Annotated in this window: 18 protein-coding genes and 1 pseudogene; 6 read left to right on the top strand and 13 right to left on the bottom strand. The window is 71.2% G+C overall.

Features of this window, described 5'->3' with window-relative positions:
- Nucleotides 1-841, top strand: a pseudogene (locus tag ACIOWN_RS28800) (collagen-like protein); the annotation flags it as partial.
- Between the two features lie 62 nt (nucleotides 842-903).
- Nucleotides 904-1,467, top strand: a complete 564-nt coding sequence (locus ACIOWN_RS28795) for a sugar nucleotide-binding protein (RefSeq protein ID WP_362346286.1) — start codon at nucleotides 904-906, stop codon at nucleotides 1,465-1,467.
- Nucleotides 1,468-1,501: 34 nt separating this feature from the next.
- On the opposite strand, the gene ACIOWN_RS28790 is transcribed toward ACIOWN_RS28795, so the two are convergent.
- From ACIOWN_RS28790 to ACIOWN_RS28770, 5 genes are all read right to left on the bottom strand, one after another.
- On the bottom strand, nucleotides 1,502-2,776 hold the full coding sequence (locus ACIOWN_RS28790; protein WP_362346285.1) for a glycosyltransferase: 1,275 nt from the start codon (nucleotides 2,774-2,776) through the stop codon (nucleotides 1,502-1,504).
- Nucleotides 2,773-3,375: a tetratricopeptide repeat protein gene (locus ACIOWN_RS28785; RefSeq protein WP_362346283.1), complete on the bottom strand. Its 603-nt coding sequence runs from the start codon at nucleotides 3,373-3,375 to the stop codon at nucleotides 2,773-2,775. Before ACIOWN_RS28785 ends, ACIOWN_RS28790 begins: the two co-directional genes overlap by 4 nt.
- 1,034 nt (nucleotides 3,376-4,409) lie before the next feature.
- On the bottom strand, nucleotides 4,410-4,841 hold the full coding sequence (locus ACIOWN_RS28780; protein ID WP_362346281.1) for a hypothetical protein: 432 nt from the start codon (nucleotides 4,839-4,841) through the stop codon (nucleotides 4,410-4,412).
- Between the two features lie 102 nt (nucleotides 4,842-4,943).
- A complete protein-coding gene (locus ACIOWN_RS28775; RefSeq protein WP_401983713.1) occupies nucleotides 4,944-6,155 on the bottom strand; it encodes a pyridoxal phosphate-dependent aminotransferase in 1,212 nt (403 codons plus the stop codon).
- Nucleotides 6,156-6,295: 140 nt separating this feature from the next.
- A complete protein-coding gene (locus tag ACIOWN_RS28770; RefSeq protein WP_401983712.1) occupies nucleotides 6,296-7,798 on the bottom strand; it encodes a DUF2079 domain-containing protein in 1,503 nt (500 codons plus the stop codon).
- A 292-nt stretch (nucleotides 7,799-8,090) separates the two neighbouring features.
- Between ACIOWN_RS28770 and ACIOWN_RS28765 the strand changes: the two genes are divergently transcribed.
- A complete protein-coding gene (locus ACIOWN_RS28765; protein ID WP_362346276.1) occupies nucleotides 8,091-8,936 on the top strand; it encodes a serine protease in 846 nt (281 codons plus the stop codon).
- A gap of 46 nt (nucleotides 8,937-8,982) precedes the next feature.
- On the opposite strand, the gene ACIOWN_RS28760 is transcribed toward ACIOWN_RS28765, so the two are convergent.
- Both ACIOWN_RS28760 and ACIOWN_RS28755 read right to left on the bottom strand, forming a co-directional pair.
- On the bottom strand, nucleotides 8,983-10,626 hold the full coding sequence (locus ACIOWN_RS28760) for an amidohydrolase family protein (RefSeq protein WP_401983710.1): 1,644 nt from the start codon (nucleotides 10,624-10,626) through the stop codon (nucleotides 8,983-8,985).
- Nucleotides 10,627-10,646: 20 nt separating this feature from the next.
- Nucleotides 10,647-11,912 (bottom strand): amino acid deaminase, encoded by a 1,266-nt coding sequence (locus ACIOWN_RS28755; RefSeq protein ID WP_401983708.1) that lies wholly within the window; start codon nucleotides 11,910-11,912, stop codon nucleotides 10,647-10,649.
- A gap of 191 nt (nucleotides 11,913-12,103) precedes the next feature.
- Between ACIOWN_RS28755 and ACIOWN_RS28750 the strand changes: the two genes are divergently transcribed.
- The 3 genes from ACIOWN_RS28750 to ACIOWN_RS28740 all read left to right on the top strand — a co-directional run bounded on the left by ACIOWN_RS28750 (nucleotide 12,104) and on the right by ACIOWN_RS28740 (nucleotide 14,088).
- Nucleotides 12,104-12,865: an IclR family transcriptional regulator gene (locus tag ACIOWN_RS28750; protein WP_362346270.1), complete on the top strand. Its 762-nt coding sequence runs from the start codon at nucleotides 12,104-12,106 to the stop codon at nucleotides 12,863-12,865.
- A gap of 33 nt (nucleotides 12,866-12,898) precedes the next feature.
- Nucleotides 12,899-13,318, top strand: a complete 420-nt coding sequence (locus ACIOWN_RS28745; protein ID WP_362346268.1) for a RidA family protein — start codon at nucleotides 12,899-12,901, stop codon at nucleotides 13,316-13,318.
- 77 nt (nucleotides 13,319-13,395) lie between these two features.
- Complete coding sequence (locus ACIOWN_RS28740) at nucleotides 13,396-14,088, top strand: hypothetical protein (RefSeq protein ID WP_362346266.1); 693 nt, start codon at nucleotides 13,396-13,398, stop codon at nucleotides 14,086-14,088.
- A gap of 66 nt (nucleotides 14,089-14,154) precedes the next feature.
- On the opposite strand, the gene ACIOWN_RS28735 is transcribed toward ACIOWN_RS28740, so the two are convergent.
- The 6 genes from ACIOWN_RS28735 to ACIOWN_RS28710 form a co-directional block, all read right to left on the bottom strand.
- On the bottom strand, nucleotides 14,155-15,423 hold the full coding sequence (locus ACIOWN_RS28735) for a hypothetical protein (protein ID WP_362346264.1): 1,269 nt from the start codon (nucleotides 15,421-15,423) through the stop codon (nucleotides 14,155-14,157).
- Nucleotides 15,424-15,477: 54 nt separating this feature from the next.
- Nucleotides 15,478-16,002, bottom strand: coding sequence for a SigE family RNA polymerase sigma factor (locus tag ACIOWN_RS28730; RefSeq protein ID WP_362346262.1), 525 nt, complete (start codon nucleotides 16,000-16,002; stop codon nucleotides 15,478-15,480).
- A gap of 179 nt (nucleotides 16,003-16,181) precedes the next feature.
- Nucleotides 16,182-17,876: a glycosyl hydrolase family 18 protein gene (locus ACIOWN_RS28725; RefSeq protein ID WP_362346260.1), complete on the bottom strand. Its 1,695-nt coding sequence runs from the start codon at nucleotides 17,874-17,876 to the stop codon at nucleotides 16,182-16,184.
- Between the two features lie 169 nt (nucleotides 17,877-18,045).
- Complete coding sequence (locus tag ACIOWN_RS28720) at nucleotides 18,046-18,435, bottom strand: hypothetical protein (RefSeq protein WP_362346650.1); 390 nt, start codon at nucleotides 18,433-18,435, stop codon at nucleotides 18,046-18,048.
- Between the two features lie 29 nt (nucleotides 18,436-18,464).
- The gene (locus ACIOWN_RS28715) at nucleotides 18,465-19,028 is read right to left on the bottom strand and encodes a hypothetical protein (RefSeq protein WP_401983705.1); all 564 of its coding nucleotides are present in this window, start codon (nucleotides 19,026-19,028) and stop codon (nucleotides 18,465-18,467) included.
- Nucleotides 19,029-19,056: 28 nt separating this feature from the next.
- Nucleotides 19,057-20,616: a hypothetical protein gene (locus ACIOWN_RS28710; protein WP_401983703.1), complete on the bottom strand. Its 1,560-nt coding sequence runs from the start codon at nucleotides 20,614-20,616 to the stop codon at nucleotides 19,057-19,059.
- Between the last annotated feature and the right edge of the window lie 87 nt (nucleotides 20,617-20,703).

Here is a 20,703-nt window from a genome sequence, read left to right as displayed (position 1 = left end):
GGGAACCCAGGGCGTCACCGGTGCCACGGGTCCGCAGGGCGTGCCCGGCGAGCAGGGCATCCCGGGTGTTCAGGGTCCGCAGGGAACCCAGGGCGTCACCGGTGCCACGGGTCCGCAGGGTGTGCCCGGCGAGCAGGGCATCCCGGGTGTTCAGGGTCCGCAGGGAACCCAGGGCGTCACCGGTGCCACGGGTCCGCAGGGTGTGCCCGGCGAGCAGGGCATCCCGGGTGTTCAGGGTCCGCAGGGAACCCAGGGCGGCACCGGTGCCACCGGTGCCACGGGCGCGACCGGGCCGATGGGTCCGCAGGGCGCGACCGGTGCGACCGGCCTGACCGGTGCCACGGGTCCGCAGGGCGACCCGGGTGCCACCGGCACCACGGGTGCCACAGGCCCCCAGGGCCCGCAGGGCGACACGGGCGCCACGGGTGCCACGGGCGCGACCGGGCCGACGGGTCCGCAGGGTGCGACCGGTGCGACCGGCCTGACCGGTGCCACGGGTCCGCAGGGTGCCCTCGGCGCTCAGGGCGGGCTCGGCCCGCAGGGCGCTCAGGGCGACGTGGGTGCCCAGGGCCCGCAGGGAACCCAGGGAACCCAGGGAACCCAGGGTGCTCAGGGCACGGTCAGCCCCACCACCGTCGTGACCGGGCCTCAGGGAACGACGTCGACCGCCGTCTGCCCCACCGGCGAGGCCATCGGTGGCGGTTACCAGGCCGCTGGGGGCTCCGCTGCGAGCCAGAGCGCCCCGGTCTTCACCGGTTCCGGCCCCGCCACCGGATGGCAGGCCACCTCCAGCGACGGCACCGTGCTCACGGCCTACGCGATCTGCACCGCCGCCCCGTGATCGACTGCCCGACCCGGAAGTGAACGAGGGTGCCCCGAGGCTTCGGCCTCGGGGCACCGTCCGTGTGCCGCCGCACACGGGACGCCGAGGCACACCCCGGGTCCGATTCGACGACCGGACTCGCCGCCGACCCGGCCTCCGTCATGAGCGCACCGGGCCGTGACCGGCTGGGCACCACCGATCCCGCCGTCGTGCGCGAGGCCGTCCGGGGCCACCCCGAGGTCGTCAGCCGCGCTGCCTGGACGTCGACGGCGCCGAGCGTGCCGGGGAAGCGGCAACGGCCGTCGGCGGCACGGGCGTACGCCACCTGGCACGGGCCCGCGCGGTGCGCGCGCTACTGCATCGTGCGCGCCCCCTGGCCCCATGGCGCGCACGGACGCAACTTCGTGGCCATCATGCTCGAACTCGCCACCCGGAGCCGGCCCCCGGAAGCGGTGTCCGAGCAGCACGGACAGCCCACCTGCTCCCACGCTCCGGCCCGGCGTCTCGCGGTTTTCGGTCGTGCGGCCCTGGCCGGGAAGGCACCGGCCGGCCCACGGCACGGCGGACGCCGCGGCCCGCGCCTGCCGGTCGGGCCGGCCGCTCGGGTCGGACCGGGACAACAGAGGGCGCCGCGGCGGACCTGACGGTTCGCCGCGGCGCCCTCACGCCGTGCGGGTTCTAGACCAGCAGCAGTCCTCCGCACCGCTCGGCGCCCTCCTTCATCGCGATGAGGTTCGCGACGACGTAGGAGATGTTGTTCCGGGAGTGCCACTCGCTGGGGAAGTACGTCACCAGGCGCGAGGACTGGAACCTGGCCTGGATCTCGGGCACGAAGGTGCGGTACTGGTTGTCCGTGTAGTACCAGAACGAGTTCTCGTTGTAGTAGGCGACGTGGGTCGGGTCCTGGTACGCGCCGCGGCCGTCGGAGCTGGGCGTCATGGTGAGGAGCATTCCACCGGGCGCCAGCAGCCGGTACAGCTCGTTGATCAGCGGCACCTTCGCGGGCACGTGCTCCAGGAAGTCCACCGCCCGCATCAGGCCGACGGAGTTGTCGGGCAGGTCCAGCCTCCCGGGCAGGGTAGCGACGATGTCGACGCCCTCCCCCGGGTACTGGTCCACACCCAGGTAGCCCGGCGGCTTGCGGTGGGCCGCGCCGAGGTCCAGAGCGAGCAGTCCGCGACGCCCGCTCCAGGCCAGGGCGTTGGCCTCGATGTACTTGTCGTAGAGGGCTACCGTCTCTCGCTGGATGTGGGCGTTGATCTCCGGGTCGCGCTGGGTGTTCGCCGGGTGCATCCGCTGGAGGTACAGGCAGCGGTCGATGTGGTGGAAGTCGCCGACGTGGAACAGCCGGCACATCAGGTCCTGGTCGTCCAGCACGGTGCGGGAGGCGTCGTACCCGCCGGCCTTCTCGTAGCTCTCCTTGCGGAACGCCCGCACGTGGTTCGGCGCGTACCAGATGTAGGAGACGTTGTGCGGCGTGGGCTCCATGGAGACGGCCTGGAGCAGTTTGCGCCCGTCGACCCGCACGTCCTCGAACTTCCAGCCGTGGGCCTCGTTGAAGCGGGAGTTGTCGCGCTTGCCGTCCTCGGTGATCTGGGCGGTGTTGCTGTAGACGAGGACTGCGTCGGGGTGTGCGTCGAACGCCTTGCCCAACTCGGCCAGACAGGCCTTCGCCAGGAGGTCGTCGTGGTCGAGTTCGACAAGGATCTCCCCGCGGGCCAGCTCGCAGGCCCTGCGCTTGGCCGCCCCGACGCCGCTGATGCTGTCCGCGATCTCCACGCGGACCCGGTCGTCCTCCTGCTCGGGCCGCCACCTGGCGCCGTTGTTGAGCAGGACGATCCACTCCCAGTCCGCGCGGGTCTGCGCCTGGAGGGTCTTGAGGCACTCATCGAGGAAGCGGGGCTGGTGGCTGGGGGTGAAGACGGAGAACCTCGGTGTCGCAGTCGACGTCATCTGGTGGCACCTGCCTGACTCGATGTCGGTGTGGGGCTTACCTTGTCCCGGAACTCCTCCGGGACCGCGGAGTGCAGTGAGGGATCGGCCGCGACGGCGCGACCGAACTCCTCCTCGGCCTCGTCGTCGCGGTCCTTCTGGGCCAGGATCAGACCGAGTTGGAGATGGGCCGTGGCGGCCCTTGGCGTGGCGGCGATGGCGCGTCGCAGGAGTCCGACGGCCTGGCCGGGGTCGCTCGGCTTCAGCAGGACCGCCTTGTTGTAGAGGGCCGAGGCGTACTTCGGGTCGATCTTCAGCGCCTCGTCGTAGGCCTTACGGGCGTCACCGGCCCTGCCTTCCTGCTGGGCGACGACCCCGAGGTCGTACCAGGCGACCTTGTTGTGCGGATCGAGCTCCAGCACGCGCCGGAAGGTCCGGGTCGCCCCGACGTAATCGCGGTACTGCACCTGGAGGTTGCCCGCTTGCAGAAGCGTGGCCGCCTCTTGCGCCTTGTGGCCCTGCGCGGCCTTGGATTCCGGGGCGGTCGCGGTCGTCGAGTGGGACGTGATCGCCCAGGAGGTCACCCCGGTGGCAACTGTGCCCAGACCGACGAGCGTCACCCACAATCTCCTACGTTTCACTTTGTCACATTTCGTGGAATAGTGAGGGACGGACAGGGGTGGCTCGCCTCGCACGGCCGGAACCGGAGGGCGGGTCCTGTCGGTGCCGACGGGCTGGAGTCCGAACCACCGTCATGTGCGCCGACGTTACGAGGCCGGAATGTCGACGTCGCCGTTCGGCAGGCGTGTGGGGCGTACAGACCACTCGAATGTACGCAGGAAAGCCGGCGCCGCGGGTGCGCGGACGGGGGCCGATGAAGAGACCCCCTGATCGGAGCTGGTGGGCGCTGGTGTTCTGCGCCTGAAATCCGGCGGCAGAAGCGGGCGGGGGATTCGAGGATCTCTCGGCTGAATCGTGATCGTAGTCGGGCGTGTTGTCCTTCTGTCGATTGATCCGACATGAATCATTTCTATCGGTGTTCCGGTATCACCCACGCGAATGACATTCGCGATCCGCCCCAAGGAGCCCTGATGCGTCCGAGCATCTCTCGTACCGCCCCCGTCTTCATGGGACTCGCCCCCGTCGCCCTTGGCGTCATTACGCCTCCCGCCGCCGCGCAAGCTGCCACACCGGGTCCGGACCCACTCGGTGTGGCGCGGTCTGCTGCGGCGCCTACCGGCCCAGTGCTCGGCAAGCGCTCCGCCGAGGCAAGCAGAATCACTCGTGCCGTCGGCCGGCCGCGGATCGTGAACGTGACCAGTCGGGTGGCGGCATCATCAACGCCAGCGGCTCGGTGACGCGGATCGCCGGTCGAGTCACCGGTAACCGACCCAACAACTGCGGGAGCCCCAGCACCGTACCCGGCTGTTCCTGGTGCTGTGACCGGAAAGGTTCACCGGCTCGCGGCGCCCGGTGCGGCTCCCCCCTGCTCTTCGCCCAGGGGGGAGCCCAGCCGCGTTGTCGCATCACCCGAGTACAGCAGTACACGGGCGGTGCTCCGCCTTGCGATGCTCCCCCACTGCCTCGACGGCGTGGGAGGCACCCCCATCACCGGACGCCGCGAGCTTTCCGGCAAACCTTTCCGGTCACAGCACTAGCCGGCGGGGCTCAGCTTCCGCGGCCCACCCAGCGCGGTCGCGTGCGCGTCCATCTGCTCGGCCGCCAGGATCGCCGCCGCGGTGTCCGCCCGGGAGGCGGCGACGACGAGCGCGCGGCCGGCGAGCGCGTGGGCCCGCTGGTGCAGTGCCGACGGTTCGCGGGCTCCGGTAACCGACGTGCGGGCCGGACCGTGGCCGCCGCCCAGCCGGGCCACCTGCTCGGTCAGCCGCCCGGCCGCGTGGTCCAGGTCGGCGGACGGGGTCAGTGCCCGCAGCTCGTCCGTGACGGCGAGCAGCGCCGCGAGATGGCCCGCGAGCTGGATGTCCAGCTCCTCCTCGCGGGAGCGGTGGGGGAAGTCGGAGGTGGTGCCGGCCATCGGGCCCTGGACGGACCTGCCGGAGGGCCCGGTGCGGTTCGGTTCGTACATGGGATGGCCTCCTGTGCTCTGACAGAAGACATCCTAGCTTAGAACGCGTCTAAAGTTGAGGCCGTTCGCGGAATTGGTCCGTACGGGCACCGAACGTGAACGTCAGGACTGGCCGTAGCCGTCCAGGAAGGTGCCGATCCGGCCCACCGCGTCGCGCAGGTCGCCGACCGAGGGCAGGGTGACGACCCGGAAGTGATCCGGCTCGGGCCAGTTGAAGCCCGTGCCCTGGACGACCATGATCTTCTCTCGGCGCAGCAGGTCCAGGACCATCTGCCGGTCGTCCCTGATCTTGAAGACCGCGGGGTCGAGGCGCGGGAACAGGTACAGCGCCCCCTTCGGCCGTACGCAGCTCACGCCCGGGATCTGCGTGAGCAGCTCGTAGGCGACGTCCATCTGCTCCTTCAGCCGTCCGCCCGGCAGGAGCAGGTCGCCGATGCTCTGCCGCCCGCTGAGCGCGGCCACCACGCCGTGCTGACCCGGCATGTTCGCGCACAGGCGCATGTTCGCCAGGATCGTCAGGCCCTCGAGGTAGGAGTCGGCGTGCGCGCGGGGGCCGGATACGGACATCCAGCCGACCCGGTAGCCGGCCACCCGGTACGCCTTGGACATGCCGTTGAACGTCAGGGTCAGCAGGTCCGGCGCGACCGACGCGGTCGGGGTGTGCGTGGCGCCGTCGTAGAGGATCTTGTCGTAGATCTCGTCGGAGCAGACCAGCAGGTTGCGCCGGCGGGCGATGTCGGTCAGCCCCTTGAGCACCGCCCGGTCGTAGACCGCGCCGGTGGGGTTGTTGGGGTTGATGATGACGATCGCCTTGGTGCGGTCGGTGACCTTGCGTTCCACGTCGGCGAGGTCGGGCATCCAGTCGGACTGCTCGTCGCAGCGGTAGTGGACGGCGGTGCCGCCGGACAGGGAGACCGCGGCCGTCCACAGGGGGTAGTCCGGCGCCGGTACGAGGACTTCGTCGCCGTCGTCCAGCAGGCCCTGCATGGCCATGACGATCAGCTCGGAGACGCCGTTGCCGATGAAGACGTGCTCGACGTCCGTCTCGATACCGAGGGTCTGGTTGTGCATGACGACCGCGCGCCGGGCGGCCAGCAGGCCCTTGGCGTCGCCGTAGCCGTGGGCCGTGGAGACGTTGCGGAGGATGTCCTCCAGGATCTCCGGCGGGCACTCGAAGCCGAACGCGGCCGGGTTGCCCGTGTTCAGCTTCAGGATGCGGTGACCCGCCGCCTCCAGCCGCATCGCCTCCTCGAGTACGGGGCCCCGGATCTCGTAACAGACGTTGGCGAGCTTCGTGGACTGGATCACCTGCATGTCCGCGAGCTTACGGCCGTGCGGTGCCGCGGAGGGCGTGTTTTCCACCACGTGAGACAGGTGTTTTGATCATTTTTGACGCTGAAGGCGTAGCTTGAAACGTCTCGCCATGAGTTGGCAGGTATGCGGCCGCGGTCCGGTCACTTGTGGTGGCGCAGCAGTACGTAGCCGTCCTGGACCGCCACCAGGTCGTATCCGTTGCCGCGTTCCGCTGTCAGACGCTGCTGTTCGGCCTCGACGCTCAGCGGGGCGCCCACCCATCCTCGCGCACCGTCCGGAACCCAGGTGTCCACCATGATCCACTGGGGGTTGGGGCGGTTGCCCTCGGCGCCGTAGACGCCGACGCTCGTGCGGTCGGTCAGTTGGGGCACCAGATGGTCGGACGCCTGGACCGTGGCACCGTCGGGGATGGAGTCCATCAGGCGACGGGCGACGGCGACCCGCGGATCGGTCCGCCAGGTGTCCGGCCGGAACAGCTGGAACAGCGGGAAGGCGGGGAGGACGGCGACGGTGATCGCGGCGGAGCCCGCGAGGTAGCGGCGCAGGCTGGGCCCGCTCGTCCCGCGCCGCACCAGGGCGTCGACGAACGCCGCGAACACGACCGGCATCAGCACGAGCGAGTAGTGGTTTCCGGTCCCCCAGTGGAGGCCGTTGTTGGACGCGAAGCGCCACACCAGGGTCGGCACGGCGACCCACGCCAGGGGCGACCGCAACGCCAGGAACAGGGTGGGGGCGAGCACCAGGAGGAGTGTCGTCACCTTCGTCTGCGGGATGACGAGGCCGATCGTGCCCCGGTGGAGCAGGTCCAGCAGGCCGCCGCCGGCACCGCTTCCGGCCGTTCCGGGGGCGCCGGGGGAGTCCTGCACCAGGGACCAGTAGGCGAAGGACCCGCTCGGGCTGAACGCCGGCAGAATCACGAAGAGCGCGAGTGCCGCCCCGGCGAGACCGACCGCGGCAGCGAACAGTCCGAGCCTGCGGTTGCCGCGCCGGGCGATGACGAGACCGATGGCGAGAACCGTGAACCCGAGGTCCTCCTTCACCATCAGGAGCGGCAGGGCCCAGCACGCCGCGGCGACGAGCCGGTCGTTGCCCAGGGCGGTGAGCGAGAGGGTCAGGAGCGGTGCGGCGAAGGCGACTTCGTGGAAGTCGTAGCCGACCGCGCCGGCGACTCCCCAGGACAGTCCGTAGCAGGCACCGATCACCGCGGCGGCCTGAACGCCGAGGGTGCGACGCACCCAGAGGGCGAGCGGGACCACGCTCACGGCGATCAGAGCGGCCTGCACGACGAGGAGTGTTTCCGCTCCCTGCCACACCCAGTAGAAGGGCGCCACCAGCGCCAGGACGGGCGAGAAGTGGTCGCCCAGGGCGGGGAAGCCCGGCCCCTTCACCTCCGAGACCGGCAGGTGCCCTTCCGCGTAGGAGCGGACGACCTGCTCGAAGACTCCTAGGTCGTAGCTGCTGGTGATCATCCGATGGTGGAGGCGCAGTGACAGCGCCGCGTACATCACGAACAGCGTTCCCGCCATCGCCCAGATCCACCAGGTGCCGGCGAAGTGGCCTGAGTGCGGCGATTCGGCCGCCGCCCGCTTCCTGGACGGCGACTGCGTGGGGACCGCTGCGCTTTCGGTGGACTGCGCCTGCATCGAGAGCCCTTCGGAGAGCCGGGAATGGCAGCCATCAAGATGCCAGCCGTATGCGCAATTCGACTGTGACGCGGCGTCGGCCAAACTCCCGCGTGTTCAGAATCCGCCGAACGGCCGCACGGCAGGGCGGTGCGGCCCCTTCGCCGACCCCGCCGACGCTCGGCGCGCCCCGTCTTCCGCCGACCGCAACCGGCTTCTTGTGGCCGCGCCCTCGCAACCTCACAATGCACATGACAAGACAGGCGACCGGAAGATCTCCGGTCGCTCATGTCTGAAGAGGGGACCCCCACAAATGAACAAGCCTCTCCTTGCCGCGCTCGCGACCCTGGTGATCACCGGGGCGGGCATGGCACCCGCGGCCGCCACCACGCAGACCCCCGGCGCGGCGTCGGCCCCCGCGCTGGCGGCCGTCGACTTCGCCGGCACCGTCGCGCTGAGCAACTGCTCCGGTTCGGTCGTGCGCCTCCCCGCCTCCGCGGACAGCGACCCGGCGCTCGTGCTGAGCAACGGCCACTGCCTGGAGACCGGCTTCCCGGCGCCCGGCAAGGTCGTCGTGGGCCAGTCGTCCAGCCGCACCTTCGGCCTGCTGAACTCGGCCGGCACCCAGGTCGCGACGCTCCGGGCGAACAAGGTCGTCTACTCGACCATGACCGACACGGACGTCACGATCTACCAGCTCACCAGCACCTACGCGCAGATCAAGAACTCCTACGGCATCAACGCGCTGACCCTGAGCGACACCCACCCGGTCGCCGGCACCGCCATCAAGGTGGTCTCCGGCTACTGGAAGCGGATCTACAGCTGCAACATCGACGGCTTCGTCTACCGCCTGAAGGAGGGCGACTGGACCTGGAAGGACTCGGTCCGCTACACCTCCGCCTGCAACACGATCGGCGGCACGTCCGGTTCGCCCGTCGTCGACACCGCCACCGGCAAGGTCGTCGCCGTCAACAACACCGGCAACGAGAGCGGCGGCCGCTGCACCGTGAACAACCCGTGCGAGGTCGACGCGAACGGCACCGTCACCGTACGGCAGGGCATCAACTACGCCGAGCAGACCTACCAGATCCCCGCCTGCTTCGGCGCCGGCAACCAGCTCGACCTGAACAGGAGCGGCTGCGTCCTGCCCAAGCCCTGACCGGGAAAGCACCGGGAAGGCACAGCGCGGGGCGGGCGGTCGTGGCTCAGGTCCGGCGTACCGCCCGTCCCGCCAGCACGTCCGTGCGCCGTCCGTCCTCGATCACGAACCGGCCGTCGATCAGGACGTAAGGAATCCCCGCCGGCAGCGCGCGAGGCCGGTCGAAGGTGGCGCCCGGGGCGACCGTGGCCGGGTCGAACAGGACCAGGTCGGCCCGGTACCCCTCGCGGACCACGCCCCGGTCCGGCAGCCGCAGCCGGGCCGCAGGGCGCCCGGTGAGGTGCGCGACGCACTCCTCCAGCGACAGCACGCCCAACTCCCTCACGTACCGGCCGAGATACCGCGGGAAGGTGCCGTAGGCCCGCGGATGCGGCTTGGTGCCCCGCAGGATCCCGTCGGAGCCGCCGGTGTGCACGCGGTGGCGCATGATCGCCCGGACGTTCTCCTCGTGGCCGACGTGCTGCAGGACCGTCGTGCCCAGCCGGTCCTCCAGCAGCAGCCGCCGGGCGGTGGTCCAGGGCTCCTCGCCGCGCCGGGCCGCCGCATCCCGGACCGTCAGGCCGGTGTACTCGGTGAGCTCCGGGACGGTGACCCCGGAGATCTCGACCGTCTCCCACTCCACCGGGACCCCGTGGCAGCCGTCCGAGCCCGTCACCTCCAGGTCGTGGCGTATCCGCTCCGCGGTGCCCTCGTCGGACAGCCGGCCGAGGACCGCCTCCGGACCGCCCTCGCCCGCCCAGCTCGGCAGCAGGGCCACCAGGGTGGTGCAGCCGGGGGTGTAGGGGTAGGTGTCCAGGGTGATGTCGGCGCCGGCGTCGAGCGCCTCGTCCAGGAGGGCCAGCAGTGCGCCGGCGCGGCCCTCGTTCGGGCCGAAGTTCATCGTGGCGTGCGCCAGGTGCAGCGGGCAGTCCGCCTCGCGCGCGACCCGCACCGTCTCCGCGTACGCGTCGAGGGCTCCGGCGCCGTAACTGCGGTGGTGCGGGCAGTAGTAGCCGCCGTGCGCCGCCACCACCCGGCACAGCTGGGTCAGTTCGGCGTCGTCCGCGTACATCCCGGGGGTGTAGGTCAGCCCGGAGGACATGCCGACCGCGCCCTGCCGCAGGCCGTCGGCGACCAACCGCCGCATACGGTCCAGCTCCCCGGGCGTGGCCGCGCGGTCCTCCCAGCCGACGGCGAGCGCGCGGACCGTGCCCTGCGGAACCAGATAGGCGGCGTTGACGGCGATGCCCTCGCCGCCGAAGCCGTGGTCGAGCCGGTCCAGGTACTCGCCCACCGAACGCCAGGTGAAGTCGATGTCGTCGCCGTCGCCGTTCCAGCCGATGATCGCCCGGCGCACCTCGGCGAGGGTGCGGTCGTCGACCGGCGCGTAGGACAGCCCGTCCTGCCCGAGCACCTCCAGCGTGACGCCCTGCGCGGCCTTCGCGCTGTGGTCGGGGTCGCGCAGGAGGGCGAGGTCGCTGTGGGCGTGCATGTCGATGAAGCCCGGGGCGAGCACCAGGCCCTCCGCGTCCAGCTCCCGCCGCGCCCGCGGCCGCTGGCAGCCGGCCGCCGCGGCCTCCTTCACGACCGAGACGATCCTGCCGTCCTTGACGGCCACGTCGGCGCGGTAGGAAGGGGCCCCGGTGCCGTCGGCGACGTCCGCGTCCCGGATGGCCAGATCGGCGTAGTCGGCGAGCTCCACCGGATCCATGGCGGCGCCTTTCGCAGCTCCTAGAAGAACGTACGGACGTAGTCGACGACGGTACCGTCCGCCTCGGCCACCGGGATGAGCGGCCACTTGTCGAAGGACGTGCACGGGTGCGAGAGCCCCAGGCCGACCCAGTCGCCGACCTCCAGCTCCGCGCCGGGGGCGGTGCTCAGCCAGGCATGCTGGTCGGACAGGCGGGTGACCTCGATCCCCGTCGCCGGGCGTTCGACGCCGTCCCGGCGCACCACCTGGGCGGAGGGCAGGTCGAGGTCGTGGGCCGCGTCCCGCTTGCCCGCGTTGACGAAGGCCTGTTCCGGGGTGGGGCGGGAGACCACCTGCGCCCAGAGGCGGAAGGCGGGCTCCAGGGCGCCCTCCTCGGGAACGCGGTTGAAAGGCGTGACCTTGCGGTAGTGCCCGTCGTCGTGCGAGACGTACGCGCCGGAGCGCAGCAACTTCAGTACCGGCATGGAGAGTTCGGGGATGCCGGCGAACACCTCGGCCACCGAGTCGAACCAGGCGCTGCCGCCCGCGCTCACCACGATCTCCTCGGCCTGCCCGAACCGCCCCGCCTTGTCGAGGTCCACGGCCAGGGCGACGAGCCGGGTCAGCCACGCCCGCACCCGCTCCGGGTCCGCCTGCGGCACCTCGCCCTCGTAACCGGCGACCCCGACCAGACGCAGGGTGTCCGTGGCCGCCACCGCGTCGGCGACCGCCAGGCACTCGGCCTCCGTGCGCACGCCGGTCCGCGCGCCCTCACCGGCTCCCAGTTCGACGACCACGTCCACCGGGCGGGTGGCCCCCTCCAGGGCCGCGTCCATCAGCTCCACGCCGCGCACGGAGTCGGCGTAGCAGATGAAACGGAAGGACGGATCGGCGGCAAGCTCGGTGGCGACCCAGCGCAGGGCCGCCGGGTCCACCAGCTCGTTGGCGAGGAAGACCCGGCGGATGCCGAACGCCCGGGCCACGCGCACCTGGTGCGGCACGGCCAGCGTGATGCCCCAGGCACCGTGCTCCAGCTGGCGGTGGAAGAGCTGCGGCGCCATGGAGGTCTTGCCGTGCGGGGCGAAGGCGAGGCCGTGGCGGGTCGCGTAGGTCTCCATCAGCCTCAGGTTGTGCTCCAGGCGCTCGGCGGAGAGGGCGAGCACGGGCGTGGCGAAGCCGTCGGTGAAGAGGTTGCGGCGCTGGGCGGTCAGCTCGCCGACGGTCAGACCGTCCGCGTCCGGCGGGAGGCCCTTGAAACGGTGGTCGACCCGTTCCTCGGCCAGCCGGGCGAGGGCTTCCGTGCTCATCGAGCCTCCTTCGAGACCGTTGCAAAATGTGCAATGGTCATTGCGTACAGTGCTCACCGGTGTCTAGCATCCCGCCGGAGCCGGGTCAACGCCAGAGCCGCGGAACCGATGAGGGACCGGGAGCCGCCCCTTCCGGCCGGACGACGGGCACCGGGCAGGGCCCAGGAGGCCGAGGAGGAGGTACGCACGCCGTGAGCCAGACCGTCGACCGGGCACTGAGCATCCTGCCGCTGCTCGCCGAGGGCCCCGCCGACCTCGGGCGGGTCGCCGACCGCCTCGGCGTCCACAAGTCCACCGCGCTGCGGCTGCTGCGCACCCTCCATCAGCACGGGCTCGTCCACCGCCAGTCCGACCAGCGCTACCGCCTCGGCGCCCGGCTCTTCGCCCTCGCCCAGGAGGCGATGGAGAGCCTCGACGTGCGCGAGATCGCCCATCCCCACCTGCTGCGCCTGAACGAGCAGTGCGGGCACACCGTGCACCTCGCCGTCCTCGAGGACGGAGAGGTGCTCTACATCGACAAGGTGGACAGCCGCTACCCGGTGCGCATGTACTCCCGGATCGGCAGACCCGTCGCCATCACCGTCGCGGCCGTGGCCAAGCTGCTGCTCGCAGACCTGCCCGGGGCCGAGCGGCGCGCGGTCGCCCAGAGACTCGAATACCCGCTGTACACGGCCCGTTCGACACCGAACGCCGCCGCCTTCCTGACGGAGCTGGCGACGGTGCGCGAACAGGGCTGGGCCGCCGACCTCGGCGGCCACGAGGAGTCCATCAACTGCGTCGCGGCTCCCATCCGCGGCGCCGACGGCCGGGTGGCCGCCGCGATGTCGGTCTCCGCGCCGAACGTCGTCGTCACCGCCGACGAACTCCTCGCCCTGCTCCCGCTGGTGCGCCGTGCCGCGGACGCCGTCAGCGACGAGTTCTCCGGCAGGAACCCGGTGAAGGACCCCGTATGAAGGACCCCGTATGAAGGACATGAAGGACCTCGTATGAGCGACACGACGGCCAAGACCGCCCTCACCCCCGCGACCCACACCACCCCGCCCGCGAAGTTCTCCCACGGGGTGCGCAAGGGCAACATCCTCCAGGTCGCCGGCCAGGTCGGCTTCCTGCCCGCCGAGGAGGGCAAGGCGCCCGCACCGGCCGGCCCGACCCTGCGCGAGCAGACCCTGCAGACCCTCGCCAACGTCAAGGCGATCCTGGAGGAGGGCGGCGCGACCTGGGACGACGTGATGATGATCCGCGTCTACCTCACGGACGTGGACCACTTCGCCGAGATGAACGACCTGTACAACGCGTACTTCGAGGAGCAGGGCCTCACCCAGCCGCCCGCCGCCCGCACCACCGTCTACGTCGGCCTGCCCGCGGGCCTGCTCATCGAGATCGACGCGCTCGCCGTGCTCGGCTGACGCGTCTTGGCCATCTTCGTATAACGAAGTCGGGGCTGGCTGTGTCCGGCACAGGTTCGTCGACCATACTGCCCGCTGTGGAGCAGCGCATAGGTTCGAGCAGCCAGCCCCTGAAGGCCGAGCCCGTGAAGGGTGCCGGGTTCGACCCGGCCCACATCCCCGGGCTCACCGCACCCGTGACGGCGGAACCGGAGGACGCCCCGCCGCCGCAGGCCGGGCAGCCGCCGGCCGCGGAGACGGTCGCGGACGACGCCGGGACCGCCGGGGAGGCGGAACGGCCGGAGGAGAAGCATCCGGAGGAGAAGAGTCCGGAGGAGAAGCGTCCGAAGGAGAAGCGTCCGGAGGAGAAGCGGGAGGAGGTCGTCGACGGTCCCGTCTTCGAGGCCGCCGACCGCCGGGCCCGCATCGTCGCCGATCACAACGGCGTGCGCCTTCATCTGGACGACCAGGAGTGCGAGTTCCGCTGGGACGAGATCGGCGCCGTCGAGACGGAGACCTCCCGTTTCGGCAAGCTGTTCACCATCACCGTGCACACCCCCGAACGGCGCTGGTACCCCATCGAGATCGAGGCCCCGGCCAGGGCGAGCTTCACCGAGTGGGAGACGCGGCTGGACGCGGTCCTGGACACGTACTTCGACGACGGCGCGGCGGACGAGGACGCCGCCGCCGCGGACGCCGCCGAGGACGACGCCGACAAGGGCGCCGTCCCTGAGAAGGACACCGCCGTCGGGAAGGCCACGGCGGACGAGCCGCCCGCCGACGACGCCTGATCCCGTCCCCGGCGGTACCGGGCCCAGTGGTACCAAGCAGCACCGGGCCCGGTACCCAGCCGGTGATCAGTCCTGCGGATGCCACTTCGGGTCGGTGGCGATCGCCTCCAGTTGCTTCATGGTGAGCACGGGGGTCTTGCGGGTCGCCGGGGATTCCTGCGTCCCGGAGTTGAAGGCGCTGATCACCACGCGCCGTCCGTCGGGCCGGATGGTGTCCACGCTCCACCAGACGATCCCGGGAACGCCCTTCTCGCCGGGCTGCTGGTGTGTGGCGACCTTGGTGCCGTCCGGCAGGACCTTGGCGTCCGGACCGAACAGCTGCTTCTCCACGTCCCGCATGTCCGGCTGGACGTTGACCTGCACCAGGCTCGCGCCCCTGCCGTCGTCCAGGACGACGTAACCGAAGTCGTCGTCGTGCGGACCGCTCTTGCGGACGATCTTGATCCCGTGCGGTACAAGTCGGCTGAGAGTCGCCGAGACCGAGCCGCCGGGGGTGACCGGCCCAGTGTCCGGCTCGGCCGCCGAACGGGCGTCGACGGGCATAGCGTCGGCGGCCGCGCGCAACTCGGGTGCGGTGGCGAGTGCCTTCAACCGGTCGAGGTCGAGGGGCGGTTGTGCCCGGGTGGCGGGCGAGCTCGGTTCACCGGTGCTGTTCCACTCCTGCACGCCGACGTACCCGCCCGCCGGGGTCATGAGTTCGGCGCTCCACAGCTTCCTGTCGCTGTGGCTCTTCGGAGACTCGTACCGCTTCAGGAGCATGAGGACGGAGCCGTCGGAGAGCTTCGTGGAGGTGCAGGTGTCGTAGACGATGAACATCGTGTCGGGGCACTGGGCTGCCTGGCGGGCCTCCACGCTCCCGGGCTTCACACGGTTGAGGGTCACGGCGACGGCGGCCTTGCCTCCGCCGTCGTCGTACACGACCCGGGCCCGGGGCCTGTCATCCGTGCCGTCCTCCCTGTTGTCGCTGATCCGCCCCTCGGGCAGCAGCTTTTCGAGAGTGCGGAGGAGTTCTTCGCCGGACATGACGTGCGCGGCGGTCCCGGCGGGGGTGTGGGTGGGGCCGGGGGTGGCCCGCGCCACCGGGGCGGCGGCCGCGGACCGCTGTCGTACGGCGTCCTGCTGGCCGGCGGGAAGGAGCAGGGTCCCGCCCAGTCCGACGAGCGCCACCGCGGCGGCACCGCCCACGACGGCGGCCCGTCGTCGCGAGCGCAGCCGCCGCCCGTGTGTTTCGCCGCGGGCGGCCAGCATCTGCTGGTCCGTTCCGAACTCGGTGCCGGTGTCCCGCAGGACGTCGGCGAGCCGCTTTTCGAAGGGGTCGTGGTCTGCATCAGGCATGGCGAACCGCCGTTTCCGCAAGGGTGGTTGTTGGTCCGGTCGGGGTGGGGCAGGTCAGTGGCTCGCGTACTCGGCGAGCGAGTCGCCGAGCAGCACGCGCAGCCGGGCCAGCGCGCGGACGCAGCGGGTCCGGACGGCGGCCGAGCTGGCGTTCAACGCGGTCGCCGTCTCCTCGACGCTGCGGTCCTCCCAGTAGCGCAGTACGACCACCGCCCGGTCCTTGGGCGGCAGTTGTCCGAGCGCCTCCAGGAGGGTGAGCCGCAGCGGTGCGTCGCCGCCCGTCCGCGGCTCGGGCATCTCGGGGAGGACATCGGTGGCGCGTTCCCTGCGGCTGCTGTGGCGGCGCCGGTGGGCGAGGAACACGCGGGTGAGGACGGTCTGGGCGTACGCGGCCGGGTTGTCGGCGCGGGAGATCCGGCCCCAGCGGAGGTAGACCCGGCCGAGCGTCTCCTGGACGAGGTCCTCGGCGAGATGGGTGTCACCTCCGGCGAGGAGACAGGCCGACCGGTACAGATGCCCGGCGCGTGTCACCGCGAACTCCTGGTACTCCTCAGTCCAGTTGCTCCGGCCCTGCCTCATGTGCCCTCCTTGTGTCCCCGTGCGCTCCGTGGTCCCCCGGTCGCGCCCCCACCTCATTGATGCGGTGGACCCACCGGAATGTTTCACGGGACTTCCGCCGCAGGGCGAAAACGCCGAACGGCTGCCGCCGCGCCCCCGGTGAGGGCGTGGCGACAGCCGTGGACGGGGTCCGCCGGGTGTCAGGGCAGGGCGTGGACGTGCGGGCCCACGGTGTTCGACCAGGCGTTGCCCGCCGTCGCGTCCCAGTTGGTGGACCAGGTCATGGCGCCGCGCAGGGCCGGGTAGGTCTTCGAGGGCTTGAAGGAACCGCAGTTGGTGCCCTTGGCCAGGCAGTCCAGGGCGTTGTTCACCACCGTCGGCGAGACATAGCCGCTGCCGGCGCCCCTCGTGGAGGCCGGGACGCCCAGGCCGACCTGGGACGGGGCGAGGCCGCTCTCCAGCTGGATGCAGGCGAGGGCGGTGAGGAAGTCCACCGAGCCCTGGCTGTAGACCTTGCCGTCGCAGCCCAGCATCGAACCGCTGTTGTAGTACTGGGTGTTGACGACCGTGAGGATGTCCTTGACGTTCAGCGCGGTCTGGAAGTAACCGGCCGACGTGGACTGCATGTCGATGGTCTGCGGGGCCATCGTGAGGATCAGCGACGAGCCCGCCTTGCCGGACAGGGCGCGCAGGGCCTGGGTCATGTAGGTGGCGTTCAGGCCGTTCTCCAGGTCGATGTCGACGCCGTCGAAGCCGTACGTCTGCATCAGGGAGTACACCGAGTTGGCGAAGTTCGTCGCGGAGGCCGAGTCGCTCACCGAGACCGTGCCCGTCTCACCGCCGACCGAGATGACGACCTTCTTGCCGGCGGCCTGCTTGGCCTTGATGTCCGCCTTGAACTGGTCGACGGTGTAGCCGTTCAGTCCGGCCGAGTCGAGGGTGAAGCTCACCGCGCCCCGGGTGGCCGTGGCGTCGGCGAAGGCGACCGCGATGATGTCGTACTGCGACGGCACGTCCGAGATCCTCTGGACCGTGGCGCCGTTGTTGAAGTTCTGCCAGTAGCCGGTCACCGCGTGCTTCGCGAGGGTGCCGCCCCCGCCTCCGCCGGTGGACGCCGTCTTGCCCGTCACGGTGGCCGACCTCGCGGACTCGCCCGCCGTGTTCGTCGCCGTCACCTGGAAGGAGTAGGAGGTGGCGGCCGCAAGGCCGGTCACCGTCGCCGAGGTGCCGCTCACCGCGGTCACCTTCGAGCCGTCGCGGTAGACGTTGTAGCCCGTCGCGCCCGAGACCGCGTTCCAGGACAGCGACACCGACGACGACGTCGTGCCCGTCACCGCCAGGCCGCCCGGCGCGGACGGCACCTTCGGGGCCGGGTCACCGCCGCCGCCACCGTCGGGGCCGAAGACCGAGACGTCGTCGGCGTAGTACGCCGCCTGCCCGTACCAGCCGTGCAGGTACACCGACACGGAGGTCGTCGAGGAGCCGGTGGTGAAGGTGGTCGAGAGCTGCTTCCAGCCCGCCGAGTCCGGCGTCCAGGTGGAGACGTCGGTGGTGCCCGTGCCGGTCGCGCCCAGGTAGGTGTACCCGCCCTGCACCCAGGCGCTCAGCGTGTACGTCGAGTTGGGCTTGACCGCGACCGTCTGGGTGCACTGGGCGTTGTCCAGCCCGGCCGGGGTGCCCTTCAGCGCGGCGGAGCCGCCGTGCACGGGGGAGGAGACGGTCGTACCGCTGCCTGCCGAGCAGGTCCAGTTGCTCAGACCCGACTCGAAGCCGGCGTTCATGGCGTTGTTGACGTCCGCCGCCGATGCCTGGCCGGCGCCGGCGAAGGAGAGGGCGAGAGCGGCGGTGACGGCTCCCGACCACAGGCGCAGCCGTCGTCCTGCGGGTCTGGGCATGCCTGGTACGCGGTCCACTGGGGCCTCCGGTGGGGGAGAGGGGGAGACGGGAGGGCAGGACAAGCGGTGGCCACCGCCCTGGTCGTACAAGTTGGTCCAGACCATTTGGCTTGTCAAGAGGTCCAGACCAAAGTCGTCCCCGGCTCAACACCCCTGTACGGCACTCCCGTTACGCCTGCATCTCCTCCCGCCACCGCTCGAGGAGCAGGCCCAGCGCGCACCCCGCCAGCAGCACGCCCGTCGACATCCACAGTGCCGGAGACGACAGCCCGGCCCGCTCCCAGCGCAGCGACAGCGTCAGCAGCTGCGCCGCCGCCGGCACCGCGCACGCCGCCACCACGTGCCGCGCCGGGATCTCCCGCCCGGGGGCCGGATGGGCCCGCGCGGCCGCCCAGGTCGCCAGCACGACGCACACCAGGTTCGGCAGATGGACCAGGGCCAGCGCCGCGCCGAAGGAGCCCACGCCCCGCGGGCCGACCAGATTCCCGTACAGCAGCGTCATCTGCACGTACTCGGTGGCGACGAGCACCACCACGCCCACCGCCCAGGCCCGGACCATCGGCAGCACGGGAGCCGTACCCCCCACCGCTAGCGCACCCGCACCGAGTCGATGATCCCGCGTAGGTCCGCGGCCGACAGCACGCCCCGCGCCGCGTCGATCCGGACCGCGAAGGTCCGGCCGGCCGAGTCCAGGCCCGTCAGGATCACGCCACGGACCGGCGTGCCCTTGGGCGGGTCGCCGTCCTCGCCGGTCGAGTCGAAGGAGAAGTCGATCCGCCTGGCCCGGTCCGTGCCCGCCAGCTTCACGTCCTTCTCGCCCTCCACCTTCGCGCCCATCCGGATCCCGGCCTCCGCGGCGATGGCGGCCTGCTCTGCGGAGTCGGCACGGGTGAAGTCCAGTTGCACGGTGATGACCGAGACCGTCCGCCCGGACTCCTCGCGCACGGCCGCCGCCGCGTTGTACTTGCCGCGCTCGGCGGCGCTCTGCTCGACGTACCCGTCGGGGCCCGCGGGATACGACACCGAGACACCCTTCGTGTTCAGCGTCTTCCAGCCGTCCGGCACGGAGGCGGAGTCCGCGTCGCCCCTGCCGCAGCCCGTGAGGGCGGCCGCGGCGGCGAGCAGGCCCGCGATCAGCAGTCGTGTCCTCATCGGCGAACCAGCCCTCCAGTCGGCGAGATCACTTGGCACAGTAGCTGTAGGGGACGTAGGAGCGGCGGTCTCCGTCCGGAGCACCGAGGAACCGGGCGTCCGTGAGCGTCTCCGACTTCTGCTCGGTGCCGACCGACAGGCCGAGGCTGAGTCCGAGGTTCAGCTCGAAGCCGTACTCGGCGGCGTCCACCTGGCCCGTGTACGTCATCCTGCTGGAGCGGCCCTTGTCGAAGACCAGTCGGCCGAAGGGGTCGTCGGCGCCCGGCCGCCGGGTCGGCGCGTGGTCGTCGAACATGTACTGGAACGGCGTCACCAGCTGCTCGTTGGTGCTGCTGAGCCACTGCTCGGCGACGGCCCGGTCCTGGTCCCCGGCGGGACCGGGGTCGAAACTCAGGGCGGTCGTGACGATCTCGATGCCGGTGGAGCTGTCGGTGCCCTTCCCGCTCACCCCGCCACTGCGCTCGTCCTTGCCCGACTTGCCGTTGCCCGTGCCGAGCCTCGCGCCGTCCTTCCGGCCGCCCCGCTCGACGGTGCGGGTCATGTTGACGCCGATCAGCTTGCCGGTGGACTTGTCGTAGGTGACGGTGATGGTGCCGGTCCGGGTGGTGGAGGCCGAGGCGTCCCCCTTGAGCGGGCCCGCCTCGTAGCCCGCCCTGGCGCCGTACTCGATCGACGAGGAGTACGTGTACGACTTGGTGTTCTTGTAGGCGTTGTCGGTCCAGGTGACCTCGGGGGCGTACCGGAAGCTGCCGCCGAGCGCCGCGCTGAGCTTCTTCTCGTCGCCCGCCGAGATCTTCAGGCCCGCCGCCGCGGAGGCCTCGAGGCCCACCTTCCCGTAGGTGATCCTCCGGTTGTCGCCCAGCGCCTTCCTCACCCGGTTCTCCGTGTCCTCCTCGTCCTTGAGGGGGCCGGTGCCGAACAGGTAGAGGACGCTGTCGCCGAGGCTCGCGTCCGCGCCGCCCGGCGACTGGCGCCGCATCCGGTACATCTGGAGCTTCTCGACGTCGTCGCGGAACCGGCGCGCCTCCTCGGGGCTCTCGAACAGCCAGGTGTCGCCGTTGGTCACCTTGATCCCGGCGCCGAGCTCCACCTTGTCGGTGCCGGCCTTCCCCACCTCCAGCCCGGGCTTGAAGTCCTTCTTGGCGCTGACGGAGGCCGCGTCCGTGAAGGTCAGGTGGACCAGCTCGTCCTGCTCGTCGACCTTGCCGTCGTGGTTGACGTCCGTGTGCGCCTTGAGGTGCTGCTCCTGGAAGCCGTACTCCTTGCCGATCTCCCAGAACAGGATCTTCGCCTTGGAGCCCGCCTTGTCGCTGACCGTCGAGACCTGGCACAGCGCCGGCTCGAAGTCCGCGTCGGTCAGGGCCCGGTCGCCTTCCGGCGTGCTCGCGCCGCAGTCCGAGCCGCCGGTGACCTTGCAGATCTCGGCGGCGATCCGGTCGTGGACGGTCCGGCCGACGCCGGTGGCACCGATGCCGAGCACGACGGCGACGACGACCACGACCATGCCGAGGTACTCGGTGGCGGTCGCGCCCGAGTCGTCGTACCCGTACGTCCTGCGGCACGTCCGTCTGCCACCCCCGCGAGCCATGCGGCACCCCTCCTCGCACACCGGCAAGCGCCGTTCCGGGCGGCGAGCGTAGGTGCGGGCGATGCCGGGCGGCGTGGGTCCGCGGAC

Source organism: Streptomyces sp. NPDC087787, from assembly GCF_044743035.1.
Taxonomy (GTDB): domain Bacteria; phylum Actinomycetota; class Actinomycetes; order Streptomycetales; family Streptomycetaceae; genus Streptomyces.
The sequence above is the reverse complement of the archived record's forward strand: the minus strand, read 5'-3'. Positions and strand labels throughout refer to the sequence as shown.

Excerpts from the sequence above, each read along its gene's own strand:
- ACIOWN_RS28710 (WP_401983703.1), bottom strand. The coding sequence starts at position 20,616 with ATGGCTCGCGGGGGTGGCAGACGGACGTGCCGCAGGACGTACGGGTAC.
- ACIOWN_RS28745 (WP_362346268.1), top strand. The coding sequence starts at position 12,899 with ATGAGCGACACGACGGCCAAGACCGCCCTCACCCCCGCGACCCACACC.
- ACIOWN_RS28760 (WP_401983710.1), bottom strand. The coding sequence starts at position 10,626 with ATGGATCCGGTGGAGCTCGCCGACTACGCCGATCTGGCCATCCGGGAC.
- ACIOWN_RS28780 (WP_362346281.1), bottom strand. The coding sequence starts at position 4,841 with ATGTACGAACCGAACCGCACCGGGCCCTCCGGCAGGTCCGTCCAGGGC.
- ACIOWN_RS28790 (WP_362346285.1), bottom strand. The coding sequence starts at position 2,776 with ATGACGTCGACTGCGACACCGAGGTTCTCCGTCTTCACCCCCAGCCAC.
- ACIOWN_RS28730 (WP_362346262.1), bottom strand. The coding sequence starts at position 16,002 with ATGAGGCAGGGCCGGAGCAACTGGACTGAGGAGTACCAGGAGTTCGCG.
- ACIOWN_RS28755 (WP_401983708.1), bottom strand. The coding sequence starts at position 11,912 with ATGAGCACGGAAGCCCTCGCCCGGCTGGCCGAGGAACGGGTCGACCAC.
- ACIOWN_RS28720 (WP_362346650.1), bottom strand. The coding sequence starts at position 18,435 with ATGGTCCGGGCCTGGGCGGTGGGCGTGGTGGTGCTCGTCGCCACCGAG.
- ACIOWN_RS28725 (WP_362346260.1), bottom strand. The coding sequence starts at position 17,876 with ATGCCCAGACCCGCAGGACGACGGCTGCGCCTGTGGTCGGGAGCCGTC.
- ACIOWN_RS28715 (WP_401983705.1), bottom strand. The coding sequence starts at position 19,028 with ATGAGGACACGACTGCTGATCGCGGGCCTGCTCGCCGCCGCGGCCGCC.
- ACIOWN_RS28765 (WP_362346276.1), top strand. The coding sequence starts at position 8,091 with ATGAACAAGCCTCTCCTTGCCGCGCTCGCGACCCTGGTGATCACCGGG.
- ACIOWN_RS28735 (WP_362346264.1), bottom strand. The coding sequence starts at position 15,423 with ATGCCTGATGCAGACCACGACCCCTTCGAAAAGCGGCTCGCCGACGTC.
- ACIOWN_RS28770 (WP_401983712.1), bottom strand. The coding sequence starts at position 7,798 with ATGCAGGCGCAGTCCACCGAAAGCGCAGCGGTCCCCACGCAGTCGCCG.
- ACIOWN_RS28775 (WP_401983713.1), bottom strand. The coding sequence starts at position 6,155 with ATGCAGGTGATCCAGTCCACGAAGCTCGCCAACGTCTGTTACGAGATC.